This is a genomic window from Pseudomonas sp. UMAB-08, assembly GCF_900095225.1.
Lineage (GTDB): Bacteria > Pseudomonadota > Gammaproteobacteria > Pseudomonadales > Pseudomonadaceae > Aquipseudomonas.
The window spans coordinates 35,500-48,024 of sequence record NZ_LT607418.1; the positions used below are offsets into that span (position 1 = coordinate 35,500).

Annotated in this window: 9 protein-coding genes; 4 read left to right on the top strand and 5 right to left on the bottom strand. The window is 58.2% G+C overall.

The features are described from left to right. The 4 genes from K0F75_RS10050 to K0F75_RS10065 all read left to right on the top strand — a co-directional run. A partial coding sequence (locus K0F75_RS10050) for an error-prone DNA polymerase (protein ID WP_257604298.1) occupies window positions 1-2,727 on the top strand: 2,727 nt, incomplete at its 5' end. 195 nt (window positions 2,728-2,922) lie between these two features. Then, window positions 2,923-5,223 carry an Orn/Lys/Arg decarboxylase N-terminal domain-containing protein gene (locus K0F75_RS10055; RefSeq protein ID WP_219061722.1) on the top strand — a complete coding sequence of 767 codons (2,301 nt, stop codon included), beginning with the start codon at window positions 2,923-2,925 and terminating at the stop codon, window positions 5,221-5,223. A gap of 61 nt (window positions 5,224-5,284) precedes the next feature. Continuing rightward, complete coding sequence (potE, locus tag K0F75_RS10060; RefSeq protein WP_219061723.1) at window positions 5,285-6,625, top strand: putrescine-ornithine antiporter; 1,341 nt, start codon at window positions 5,285-5,287, stop codon at window positions 6,623-6,625. Between the two features lie 55 nt (window positions 6,626-6,680). Continuing rightward, window positions 6,681-7,586 (top strand): amino acid ABC transporter substrate-binding protein, encoded by a 906-nt coding sequence (locus K0F75_RS10065; protein ID WP_219061724.1) that lies wholly within the window; start codon window positions 6,681-6,683, stop codon window positions 7,584-7,586. Between the two features lie 47 nt (window positions 7,587-7,633). Here K0F75_RS10065 and K0F75_RS10070 read toward each other — a convergent pair whose 3' ends face one another. From K0F75_RS10070 to K0F75_RS10090, 5 genes are read right to left on the bottom strand one after another with little or no spacing between them, the layout of a single operon-like run. Next, window positions 7,634-8,227 (bottom strand): membrane integrity-associated transporter subunit PqiC, encoded by a 594-nt coding sequence (locus K0F75_RS10070; RefSeq protein WP_219061725.1) that lies wholly within the window; start codon window positions 8,225-8,227, stop codon window positions 7,634-7,636. Next, window positions 8,224-9,843 (bottom strand): intermembrane transport protein PqiB, encoded by a 1,620-nt coding sequence (locus tag K0F75_RS10075; protein WP_219061726.1) that lies wholly within the window; start codon window positions 9,841-9,843, stop codon window positions 8,224-8,226. Before K0F75_RS10075 ends, K0F75_RS10070 begins: the two co-directional genes overlap by 4 nt. Beyond that, window positions 9,836-10,462 carry a paraquat-inducible protein A gene (locus K0F75_RS10080; protein ID WP_219061727.1) on the bottom strand — a complete coding sequence of 209 codons (627 nt, stop codon included), beginning with the start codon at window positions 10,460-10,462 and terminating at the stop codon, window positions 9,836-9,838. The genes K0F75_RS10075 and K0F75_RS10080 overlap by 8 nt, the downstream gene beginning before the upstream one ends. Further along, window positions 10,459-11,073 carry a paraquat-inducible protein A gene (locus K0F75_RS10085; protein WP_219061728.1) on the bottom strand — a complete coding sequence of 205 codons (615 nt, stop codon included), beginning with the start codon at window positions 11,071-11,073 and terminating at the stop codon, window positions 10,459-10,461. The genes K0F75_RS10080 and K0F75_RS10085 overlap by 4 nt, the downstream gene beginning before the upstream one ends. Then, on the bottom strand, window positions 11,070-12,524 hold the full coding sequence (locus K0F75_RS10090) for an efflux transporter outer membrane subunit (protein ID WP_219061729.1): 1,455 nt from the start codon (window positions 12,522-12,524) through the stop codon (window positions 11,070-11,072). Before K0F75_RS10090 ends, K0F75_RS10085 begins: the two co-directional genes overlap by 4 nt. Window position 12,525 lies beyond the last annotated feature (1 nt).

The following is a 12,525-nucleotide window of genomic DNA, read 5'->3' on the forward strand; positions in this document are numbered from 1 at the left end:
GCGCTTTGGCTGCCAGAGCCATCGAGCGAGTCCGTTACCCATCATGAGCAGGGGCGATGGTTACGCGGCCTGTTCCCGGAGCGTCTGTGGCTTGCCGTCGAGCTGCATCGTGGGCCCGATGATAGCCAACGGCTGATAAGTCTTCAGGCATTGGCCCACTCATTGAGTATCCCGACCGTGGCCAGCGGCGATGTGCACATGCATGCCCGTGGCCGTCGCGCGTTGCAAGACACCATGACTGCGATCCGTCATCACACCACGGTGGCGGAGGCCGGGCATCGATTGTTCGCTAACGGCGAGCGTCATCTCCGGCCAGTAGCAACGCTGACTGAGCTTTATCCGCCAGAGATGTTGGCGGAATCCGTGCGCATTGCCCGGCGATGTACCTTCGATCTGGGCCAGTTGCGCTACGAGTACCCTCACGAACTGGTGCCCAAGGGGCAAACCGCTACGTCCTGGTTACGCCACATGACCGAACAGGGCATCTGTCGACGCTGGCCCAAAGGTGCCCCCGACAAGGCTCGAGAGCTGATCGAGCGCGAACTGGGGTTAATTGCTGAACTGAGTTACGAAAGCTATTTCCTGACGGTTCATGACATCGTCCAGTTCGCCCGTAGCCGCCATATTCTTTGCCAGGGTCGAGGTTCGGCGGCCAACTCGGCGGTGTGTTATGCCTTGGGCATTACCGAACTCGATCCGGCTCGCATGAACATGTTGTTCGAGCGTTTTATTTCCAGGGAGCGCAACGAACCGCCAGATATCGACGTGGATTTCGAGCATGAACGCCGGGAAGAGGTGTTGCAGTACGTGTTTCAGCGTTATGGCCGGGGCAGGGCAGCGATCACTGCTGTGGCCAGCACCTATCACGGTGCTGGCGCGGTACGGGACGTAGCCAAAGTACTGGGTTTGCCAGCGGATCAGATCAACGCGTTGGCTGACTGCTTTGGCCGCTGGAGCGATCAGTTGCCACCGCCAGAGCGCCTGCGTGAGTGCGGCTTTGAGCCGGACAGCCCGATACTGCATCGGGTCTTGACCCTGACTGGCGAACTGATCGGCTTTCCTCGGCACCTGTCACAGCATCCGGGAGGCTTCGTCATCTCCGAACAGCCGCTGGACACGTTGGTCCCGGTAGAAAACGCCGCCATGGCCGACCGCACCATCATCCAGTGGGACAAGGACGATCTGGACATGGTCGGGCTGCTCAAAGTCGACATCCTCGCGCTGGGCATGCTCAGCGCACTGCGCAGAACGTTCGATCTGGTGCGCCGCTATCGGGGTTACGACCTGACTCTGGCCTCGGTGCCTTCCGAGGATAAACACACCTATGAAATGATCAGCCGTGCCGACACCGTGGGCGTCTTCCAGATCGAATCCCGGGCGCAGATGGCGATGTTGCCGCGCCTGAAACCCACAAACTTCTACGACCTGGTGATTGAAGTCGCCATCGTCCGTCCCGGCCCCATTCAGGGAGACATGGTTCACCCTTACTTGCGCCGACGTAACAAAGAAGAGCCGGTCACGTATCCCTCCGAAGCACTGAAAGCAGTCTTCGAGCGCACGTTGGGCGTGCCGTTATTTCAGGAGCAAGTCATGCAACTGGCGGTGGTGGCTGCCGATTACACGCCGGGGGAGGCTGATCAGTTACGCCGTTCGATGGCTGCCTGGAAACGCCACGGCGGCCTGGAACCCCATCAGGTGCGCCTGACCCAAGGCATGCTCAAAAACGGCTACACCGCTGAGTTCGCCCAGCAGATTTTCGAGCAGATCAAAGGCTTCGGCAGCTATGGTTTTCCTGAGTCCCACGCCACCAGCTTCGCCCTGTTGACCTACGCCAGTTGCTGGCTCAAATGCCATGAGCCAGCGGCTTTTGCCTGCGCTCTGATCAACAGCTGGCCGATGGGTTTCTACAGCCCCGACCAACTTTTGCAGGATGCTCGTCGCCATCACATCGAGATTCGTCCGGTGGATGTGCGTTACAGCGAGTGGGACTGCTCGCTAGAACCGTGTGGCGTGGATGCTTTTGCGATCCGCCTGGGCCTGCGCATGGTGCGTGGGTTTCGCGAGGAAGACGCGCTACACATCGAAAAAGCCAGGGCGCTCAGCGCGTTTGTCGATGCCAGCGACCTCAGCCTGCGCGGACAACTGGATGAGCGGGCCCGAGGGTTACTGGCCGATTCCGGTGCTTTGCGCGGCCTGCTCGGGCATCGACACCGCGCACGCTGGGAAGTGGCCGGCGTCGAGGCACAACGGCCATTGTTCGCGGATCAGTCCGCAACCGAGGAACCTCACGTGGCATTGCCATTGCCCACCGTTGGGGAGGACCTGTATGCCGATTACGCAACCGTCGGCACGACCCTGGGTCCGCATCCTCTGGCATTGTTGCGTGGTCAACTCAATGCCCGGCGCTGCCGAAGTTCAAAAGAGCTGATCGACATCGAACACGGACGCAGCATTAGTGTCGCTGGTCTGGTCACCGGCAGACAACGCCCGCAGACAGCCAGCGGCGTGACCTTCGTTACGCTGGAGGACGAACACGGGATGATCAACGTGGTGGTCTGGCGTGAGCTGGCCGAGCGCCAACGCCGGGTGCTGGTGGGATCGCAACTGCTGCTGATCCAGGGACGCCTGGAATCCAAAGACGGGGTGCGTCATTTGATCGCTCGACGCCTGCAAGACTTGACGCCCTTGTTGACCGGACTCGATGTGCGCAGTCGGGACTTTCATTAAAACAAGAGGGCGCCGGCGTCACCTGTAAACGAATTATTTCATCAGTCTGAGTTACCTGACCTAAATCAATAAAAATCGCGTCTTTATTGTTATTAGTTTAAGTCGGCGACCGGCTGCATTCCTTGCTGCGCGCCCCTGACCCAGGGCGTTAATTAGCGCTTATAACCCGTTTCACGACTTGAAATGGAGTGTGCAATGAGTACGGTTCGAAACCCTCTGCCTGCCTATCTCGGCCACCGCTATCCAGTCATGATTGTGGTCAACTCTCAACTGTCGGACGAAAGCGTCGTTGTTCGCAGCGCCATGGAAGTTTCTGACGCACTAAGGGCGCTGGACCTTGAAATAGAAACAGTGATGTCGCTTGAAGATGCCGAAATCGCATTTACCGCAGACCCGGCTTATTGCTGTGTGATCCTCGGCTGGGGATTGTGTATCGCGAATATTGAGCAGGCTGAAAAAGTGATTAGCCTGATCCGCCGCCGAACCAGCAAGTTGCCGATCATGCTGGGAATGACCAGTGAGAACAGCAGCCATGTTCCGCTGGCGTTCGTAGAGGAAATCGATGGTTTCATCTGGCAACCTGAAGACAGCCCGGCATTCATCGCTGGCAGGATTGAGGCCGCAGCACGTCGTTACCTCGACACGATCCTGCCGCCATTCTTCGGTGCGATGGTGAACTTCGCCGAGACTCATGAGTATTCATGGCATACCCCAGGCCATACCGGCGGCACCGCGTTCATGAAAACCGCCGTAGGCCGGACCTTTCTCGATTTTTACGGTGAACAAATGCTCCGGTCCGACCTGAGCGTTTCAGTCGGTCAGCTAGGTTCACTAAACGATCATTCCGGACCTGTGGCGGCGGCAGAAAAAAATGCGGCGCGGGTGTTTGGGGCGGACTACACCTTCTTCTCCGTAGGAGGCAGCTCGGCGAGCAACGAAATCATCCTTCACTCGGCGGTGACCGATGGTGATGCCGTATTAGTTGACCGTAATTGCCATAAATCGCTGAATTACGCGTTGAACATGTCTGGCGCTATTCCGTTGTACCTGCTGCCTCGCCGTAATACGCGGGGTTTGATTGGCCCCGTGCCGCGCGGTGAGCTGACGCCGGAAGCCATCGCGGGGAAGATATCCGCCAGCCCGTTGATTACGGATAAGCAGATCCGGCCCGTGCTTGCAGTGCTGACCAATTCCACCTATGACGGTCTTTGCTACCACGTACAGACCACCACGCGTGAACTGAGCCAAAGCGTAGACCGCATCCATTACGACGAGGCGTGGTATGCCTATGCCCGGTTCAACTCACTTTACGAAAACCGTTACGGCATGCACCGCGGTGAGCGGCACGCCGACGATGCCACCGTGACGGTGACCCATTCCACGCACAAGTTGCTGGCGGCCCTGTCACAAGCATCGATGATTCATATTCGCTCAGGCAAGGTGCCGGTCAAACCGGCGCTGTTCAACGAAGCGTTCATGATGCACACCTCGACATCACCGCAATACAGCATCATCGCCTCCACGGATGTGTCAGCGAAAATGATGGATGACGCTGGCGAATACCTCACCGATGAATCGATCGACGAGGCGATCACCTTTCGCCAGGCCATGGTTCGCTTGACTCAGCAAGTTGTGCAGCGCAACGCGACCGATTGGTGGTTTGGCGTCTGGCAACCGGACGATGTAGACGGCACACCCTTTGCCGAGGTCGATCGACAACGCCTGCATCAAAGTGACGCCTGGGTCCTCAAACCCGGTGCTCAATGGCACGGCTTCGGTGATTTGGGTAATGACTACTGCATGCTCGACCCGATCAAGGTCACTCTGCTGACGCCCGGTCTGGATTCGCAAGGTCAGCTACAGGCCCGGGGGATTCCTGCACCGTTGGTGTCTTCCTTCTTGTCCAGCTGCGGCACTGTCGTGGAAAAGACCGAGCCCTATTCCATTCTGGTGCTGTTCAGCATTGGCGTGACCAAAGGTAAATGGGGTTCATTAGTCGCCGCGATGATGGAGTTCAAGAAGCACTACGACGCCAATACCGCACTGGAAGAAGTGATGCCCGACCTGGTCGCGGCGTACCCCGAACATTATGAGGGGTTGGGGCTGCAGGATCTTGCGCAGCGCATGCACGAAGAAATCGTCAGAAGTGGCCTGCTGCGCAACATGGACAAGGCCTTCACCTTGTTGCCCGACCCTGTGAGTACGCCACGCGCCACCTACGCCAAACTGGTCAAAGGCGATGTAGAGCAAATTGCCGTGCGCGATTTGCAGGACCGAACCGTGGCCGTACAGGTCGTGCCCTATCCGCCAGGCATTCCGTTAATGATGCCGGGTGAAGCCGTCGGCGCCGACAAGAGGGCGATCATCGACTACCTGTTGGCAATGGAGCAGTTCGACGTCTGCTTTCCCGGCTTCGAGCATGACAACCATGGCATCGAGATCGAGCGCGACGCTCATCACGGGCTGACCTACAAGGTTTATGTCGTCAAACACTGATGCTTCATTCTCCTGCGTTCGGAGAATGCTCCGTGCGCAGATCGGGCACGAGGAGTCTGTAATGGCTGAGTCAAACAAAAAAATGAGTCTCATTGGCCTCACTACCCTGGTAGCGGTGAACATGATGGGCTCGGGAATCATCATGCTTCCCTCCAGCATGGCGCGCCTGGGCGCTGTCTCCTTGCTGTCCTGGATCATCACGGCCATTGGGTCCATGGCCATCGCGTATTGTTTTGCCCAGTGCGGGGTCTACTGTCCGCGTTCGGGAGGCATGTCAGCCTATACCGAGGAGGCGCATGGCAAATCGGCTTTCTTCCTCTGTTCGTTCCTCTACTTTCTTTCCTTGGCCATCGGTAACGTCGCAATCAGCATCTCGGCGGTGGGTTACTTGACGCCATTTTTCCCCTGGCTAGGTTCTGGCGCTATCCCGCTATTCATCGGTTGTGTGGGGTTGATCTGGTTGACCACTGCAGCCAATTTCGGTGGCGCGAGCATCACGGGAAGGCTGGGGGCTATTACGGTCTGGGGCGTGATCATTCCGGTCGCAGGACTGAGTGTGATTGGCTGGTTCTGGTTCGAGCCGAAGGTATTCTCGGACGCCTGGAATCCGAATGCTATTCCAGTAAAAGACGCCATCACACAGAGTATTCCGCTGACGCTGTGGGCGTTTCTGGGGATGGAGTCCGCCGCGCAAAACTCGGATGCCGTGGATGACCCTAAACGTAATGTGCCGCTGGCCTGCCTGTTTGGCACGTTGGGGGCCGCTGTTGTGTATGTGCTGTCGACCACGGTTATCCAGGGGATTGTCCCCAATGCGGAGCTGGCTAATTCAAGTGCACCCTTCGCCTTTGTCTATGCACATATGTTCAACCCGTTAATCGGCAAAATCATCATGGCGTTGGCAGTGATGGCGTGTATCGGTTCGCTGCTGGGGTGGCAGTTCACCCTGGCGCAAACTGCCAAGGTCACTGCTGACCAAGGCATGTTTCCGAAGCTGTTCTGCAGGGTGACGGCTGCGGACGCGCCGGTGATTGGCATGATCGCCTGTGGGGTATTGCAGACATTATTGGCGTTATCGACGATCTCACCCAATGCCAGCGAGCAGTTCGGCAAGCTCGTTAACCTGGCGGCAGTGACCAACTTGTTGCCCTACGTGACGGCGCTGTCCGGCCTCCTGGTGATCATGTTCAAGGCTCAGGTCAGCCACAGCATCTATGCCCGAAATGTCGCAGTGCTGATGATTGCCATGGCGTATTCGTTTTACGCCATTTACGCCTCGGGTAAAGACGCGGTCTTCGGCGCGTTCATCGTTTTGGCCGTCGGCTACTTAGTCTACGGCTTCATTGCCAAGGGCTTCGTCTATGCGCAACCGGCCAGCTCGCCAGGTTCCGGCCAGGCTTGAGCCATTGCAGGTGGAACATGGATCTCGGAATTCGGAATAACGCGGGGAACAGAATATGAAACAGCGACTGTTGAACGGCGTCACCGTCACCCTCCTGTGTCTGGCAGGCATGACCCCCCTACAGAGCAGCGCCGACACGCTGTCGCGGATTCGCGGCAGCTCGGCCATCAACTTGGGGTACCTGCCAAACGCGTCCCCCTTCACGTCAACCGTGGACGGGAAAGCCAGCGGCTATGCGATTGAGTTGTGCAACCTGATTGCCGAGCGTGTCAAAGCCCAGACCCAGCTGACCAACCTGGCCGTTCACTATGTCGAAGTCGCTCAGGGCAACGGGCTTGACGACGTGCGCCAGGGCAAGATCGATCTGTTGTGTACGCCTGGCGTTGAAACCCTGGCAGCACGCAAGTCTGTCAGTTTTTCGGTGCCTGTATTTACTGCAGGCCTGACGGCAGTGGTTCGCAAGGACGCCCCGAATGATTTAATACGCGTACTCAATGGTGAAGTCGCCCATACGGGTCCCACTTGGCGCGGAACGATCAATCAGGGACTGTCTCATCACACCTACGTGGTGATGGTAGGAGGTGTTACCGAACAGTGGATACATGAGCGGATCAAAACCCTGGGCGTGATCGCCGACGTGATTACAGTGAAGAACTTTGCCGAAGGTATTGATTTGATCGCGCAGAAAAAAGCCAGTGCGTTCTTTGCGGACCGAAGGGTCTTGCTCAGCTACGCCGAGAAAAGTAACGCCGCCAATGAGCTGCAAGTGCTCGATACCCTGTACGACTTCGCGCCAATCGCCATGGCTGTCGACCGGCAAGACGAAGACTTTCGCCTCATGGTCGACAGTGCCTTGAGCAGTGTGTATCGATCAGGGGAGATATTGAATATCTATGCCAAGTACTTTGGAGGGACGAACGAAGTCAATGCCATGCTCTTCAAACTCTATTCACTCCCATGAAACGTGTCGGGGCAGCCTGCGTTGAGCGCTCGCTGCCCCATGGGGACTCATCGAGAGGGCTTACGATTGATGAGTACCTGAATGATGTCGCGGCTCAGTGTTGCCAGGAGCCGATCATGGGCCATAAGCAAGGCAGTCAGGTCCTGGCCGTGGGTGGGTTCGCTGATGATCGTTCGACCCGATTTCAGCACCTGCTCATCGGCGGTGCGGATTGTCCACCGGGCGTCCAGACTCGCCGCCGTACCCAGGACCGACTCGAAACGCAGTACGTCCACGGCCACGTGATAATCGGCATCGACCGTTGTGTCTGGGGAATAAACCGCCGTCCGTGGATTGCCCGCCAACTGTGTCAGATTGCTCGCGATAACATGGCCGATGATGCTTTGCAGCGAGGCCGCCCACCGCGTCTGCTCCAGAATCTCAACCTGATTTTCGTTACGCGTCAACACTAACTGCTGCCGCTCTACCAGCTCGGGTACGGTCACCGGGCCCACGCTTACTGAATACGCCGCATTGGCGGCTGCCGGGTCGCGCTCGGCAATCGCCCGCAGTGTATAGAAATGCTCTTTTGGTGCGCTGCCACAGCCACTGAGGGCCGCCACTATCAAGCTGGCCAGAAGCGCTATCGAGCTCAGTTTCATCGTTGATCCTCCTGCTTGCCCCGAATCAGCGCTTCGGGATGGCGCTCAAGATAATCGGCCAGGCTGCGTAACGACTTTGCAGTGCGTCCCAATTCCCGAATGGCTTCGTGAGTGTCCTGTAACAGGGGTTTATTGGCCGATATTAGTCCTTGGGCTGAACCCACCGCTTGACGCGCCTCGGTCAGGGCCGCCACGATTTGCGGCGTTACCTGCGTATTCAGTCGATTCAACAAACCGCTGGCCGCCTGCAATGTCTGGCGCAGGTCAGTGCCAATCTGTTCGATCGGAAGTTTCTCCAGCCGGCTGGCGATGCTTTTCAGGGAGGCTTGTATTTCTTCCATTCGCCCGGGAACAGTGGGCAGTTCGGGTATGTCGCTGCCCCAGTTGATGGTGGCCTTGGCCACGCCCGGGAAGAAATCCAGAGCGATATAGAGCTGCCCTGTGAGGAGATTTCCGGTGCGCATCTGAGCACGCATACCGTTCGCCACCATCCCCTCCAGGAACTGTCTGCGTGCTTCATCTGAAAGCTTGGCCCTGTTCTTGTCACGGGAGCGTAGCCTCAGGCGTTCCGGGTACAAACTCACTTCGACGGGCATGACGATACTGTGGCTGCCTGGGTCCAGCTCCACCCGGATATCCGATACCTCACCCAGCGTAATGCCTTGGAAGTCGATCGGAGATCCCGGCGTCAGGCCTCTAAGGGACTCGTTGAACAGCATGACCATCTTCAAGACGTCGCGCTCAGGGTTGTGCATTGCCTCCGTGCGCCCGTTGAACAGCTCAAAAAAGCTGTCGGCAACGGCAGCGGGGCGTTCGACTGAATCCACGGGCGTCTCGAAGGCAATGCCGCCCAGCAGGATCGAGGCGAGCGATTGCGTGTTCACCTCGATGCCGCTGGCGCCAAGCTTGATATCTATGCCACTGGCATTCCAGAAGCGCGTGTTGTCGGTGACAAACTGGTCGTAGGGGGCATTGACGAAAACTCGCATACTCAATCCCTGGCCATTCTTGTCGAGGTCAAACGCTACCACCTGACCTACCTGTACCCGACGAAAGAAAATAGGTGACCCTGCACTCAGTGAACCCAAGTCGTTGCTGTGCAGGAGGAACTCACGGCCGGGGGTATCGACCTGAATGACCGGCGGCACATCCAGGGCGTTGAAAGACCGCTGCGCCTGAGTGGACTTACCCACGCCAACGCCGATGAACGCGCCGGACAGAACCGTGCTCAGCCCTGAAACGTTGCCGCCGGAAATCCGTGGTGTCACCAACCAAAATGCAGTGTCCTTAACCAGATAGGGCTTGAAATCCTTGGTCAGCTCGGCCGTGGCGACCACTTGCTTGAGATCACGGGACAAGGTCACCTCGGTGACCTTTCCAATCTCTACATCCTTGTATTTGAGCTTGGTTTTACCAGCCTCAAGACCCTCAGCGTTCTTGAAGACAATGCTGATGACAGGGCCTTGATTGAGAATCGACGAGACCATCAGCCAGCCCCCGATCAGCGCCGCGATCAAGGGCACGAGCCACACTAACTGCAGTGACCATCGCGATTTTCGGGCCGTTTCGGCTTCAGGCACGGTGGACAGATCGGAGGGCAGGGACGTTTCAGTCATGGTCTTGCTCCAAGGAATCCCAGATCAGGCGTGGATCGAAACTCATTGCCGCGAACAGGGTTAAGACGACCACCGCGCCAAAGGCCAGCGCCCCAGGGCCTGGTCTGATAGTCGCCAGTGCATCGAGCTGCACCAGGGCCACCAACAAGGTGACCACATACACATCGAGCATCGACCAGCGACCCACCAGTTCAACCATTCGGTAGAGCTTTGCGCGTTGCAGGGGCTGCCAGCGGGAATGCAGTTGCACCGACACCAGAAGAAGGATCAATGCGATCAGTTTGGCCATTGGCACGAGGATGCTGGCAATGAACACCACCAGCGCCAGGTACCATGAGCCGGACCGCCACAAATACACCACGCCACTCATGATGGTGTCGGCCTGGGAACCGAACAGAGAGCTGGTTTCCATGATAGGCAGCAGATTGGCGGGTATATAAAGGATCACCGCAGCGATGACAAAGGCCCAGGAGGAAGTAAGACTGTTGGGTTTGCGACCATGCAGCATGCAGCCGCAACGCGAGCAGCGAGCCTCTGCGCCGTGATCCGACTTCAGCAATAGCCCGCAGCCATGGCAGGTCACCAGACCGAAGTGGGCGGCGGTCTTCGGGCCCTTCACCGCAGCGACCCCAGCCGCGCCCAAAGGTCATGAGTATCGAATGACGAGGCCGCCGCCGCCATCAGCAGCATCACGCCGCCAAAGCACCACAACGCCACTCCCGGTATCACGGTAGCGAGGTGGGCAAGCTTGACCAGGGACACCAGCACGCCGAGGACAAAAACCTCCACCATGCCCCAGGGCTGGACCATGACCATGCTGCGAAATGCCAGCTGTGCATGGGGTGGACAACGTCTGAAGTACGCCGGCAGCAGAAGATAGATCATGGTCAGCATCTGGATCAGCGGGGCGATGAAGGTGGTCACGAGAACGAGTCCGGCAACCATGGCCATGTCGTCGCGATACATGACGCGCGCAGACCCGACGAGGGTGGTCTGAATAAACTCGCCATTGATCGTGAGGCCAACGATGGGGAACACATTGGCAATCACAAACAAGATCAGCGCGCCCAGGCAAAAGGCCAGGGCGCGCTCCGAGCCTTGTGGATGACGGCGGAACAGCGTTGCACCACAGCGACAACAGCGAGCAACCCCACCATTGGGCAGGTGGGGTTCTCGTTGCAGAAGATCGCATTCATGGCACGCCATCAGGCCACGCTGTACCTGGCTCATGGCGCGGCCCTGTCTCTATTGGTTGGCGGGTTGGGCTCAAGCCTGGTCAGCCTATCTGCCTCATCCACCCAGCCGCCTCCAGTGGCCTTGTACAGATCGATCATCGCGGTGAGCACTGCGCCCTGAGTATTGGCGTAGCTTAATTCGACATCGAACAGGCTGCGCTCGGCATCCAGAACCTCGATATAACTGGTGTAGCCGTTGTCATAACGCAGGTTCGCCAGCCGGGCATAGGTACGCAGCGCCTCTATTTGGCGTGCCTGTGTGGCCAATTGCTCACGAGACTTTTGCGAGGCAATCAAGGCATTTTCAACATCTTTGAATGCCGACTGAATCGCCTGCTGGTAGGTCAGCAGATATTGCTGCTGGATGGCTCTCGCTTGTTGCACCTGCCCAGCGATGCCCCCAGCGGTAAAGATCGGAAGGGTGGCTGCCGCAGCGTAAGACCAGGTTTCGGCTGGCCCGGTAAACAGGTCGGAGAGCTGATTGCTGACTGACCCCACCAGCCCCGTGAGGGAAATCGTCGGAAAATACAGGGCTTTGGCTGCACCGATCCGTGCATTCGCTGCAATCAGGTTCAATTCGGCCTGGCGCAGGTCTGGCCGCTGTTCCAGTACGGCCGAGGGTAATCCACTGGGTACCGCCGGCAGGGTTAATTGCCCTAACGCGCGCCCGCGCACCAGCGGCCCAGGGTTGCGACCCAGGAGCACGGCCAGCGCATTTTCCTGTTGAGCGGCCAGCGACTCGAGCCTCGGTACGGTGGACAGCGCCCGTTCGTATTCGGATTGACTCTGCGCCAGCTCCATTTCGGAAACGACGCTGGCGGTGTAACGCAGCTTGAATATTTCGTAGGAATCGCTGCGCAGCTTCACGGTTGTCCGGGCAATTTCCAGCTCCCGGTCCAGATCCCGCAAGTTCACGTAGCTTGTGGCCACTGCCGATACCAGGCTCAAGATCACTGCGCGCCGGCCTTCCTCCGTTGCCAGAAGCTCGGCGCGGGCAGCCTCGTCGAGGCGACGCAGACGCCCCCATATATCAAGCTCCCAGCTCACCCCAAGGACGGCCTGATAGTTCTCATAGATGGGATTGGTACCGGATGCCAGAGGAACCGGACCACTGTTCAACGGGGCCTTGGCCCGTTGCCCCTGAAGCCCGCTCCCTATCTGAGGAAACCGACGTGAATGCGTTTCGCCGTAACGCCCCTGATACTCCTCGACCCGTGCGGCGGCGATCTTGACATCCTTGTTCTCGTTAAGCGCCGTGCGAATCAAGTCGTTTAGCACCGAATCCTGAAACTGTTCCCACCACAGTGTGTTGGATACCTGTCTGGCCTCCTGATCCGCGTACCTGAAAGTCGCGGGTATCTCGACCTTGGCGCGTTCATAGTCGGGGCCCACGGTGCAGCTACCGAGGGCGAGGCCGAGCAGCAGAAACAGCGGGGGTCTGAGCACC

Bases quoted from the DNA above. Each gene is read 5' to 3' on its own strand.
- K0F75_RS10070 (WP_219061725.1), bottom strand. From the start codon at position 8,227: ATGAAACTGAGCTCGATAGCGCTTCTGGCCAGCTTGATAGTGGCGGCC.
- K0F75_RS10055 (WP_219061722.1), top strand. From the start codon at position 2,923: ATGAGTACGGTTCGAAACCCTCTGCCTGCCTATCTCGGCCACCGCTAT.
- K0F75_RS10085 (WP_219061728.1), bottom strand. From the start codon at position 11,073: ATGAGCCAGGTACAGCGTGGCCTGATGGCGTGCCATGAATGCGATCTT.
- potE (WP_219061723.1), top strand. From the start codon at position 5,285: ATGGCTGAGTCAAACAAAAAAATGAGTCTCATTGGCCTCACTACCCTG.
- K0F75_RS10065 (WP_219061724.1), top strand. From the start codon at position 6,681: ATGAAACAGCGACTGTTGAACGGCGTCACCGTCACCCTCCTGTGTCTG.
- K0F75_RS10075 (WP_219061726.1), bottom strand. From the start codon at position 9,843: ATGACTGAAACGTCCCTGCCCTCCGATCTGTCCACCGTGCCTGAAGCC.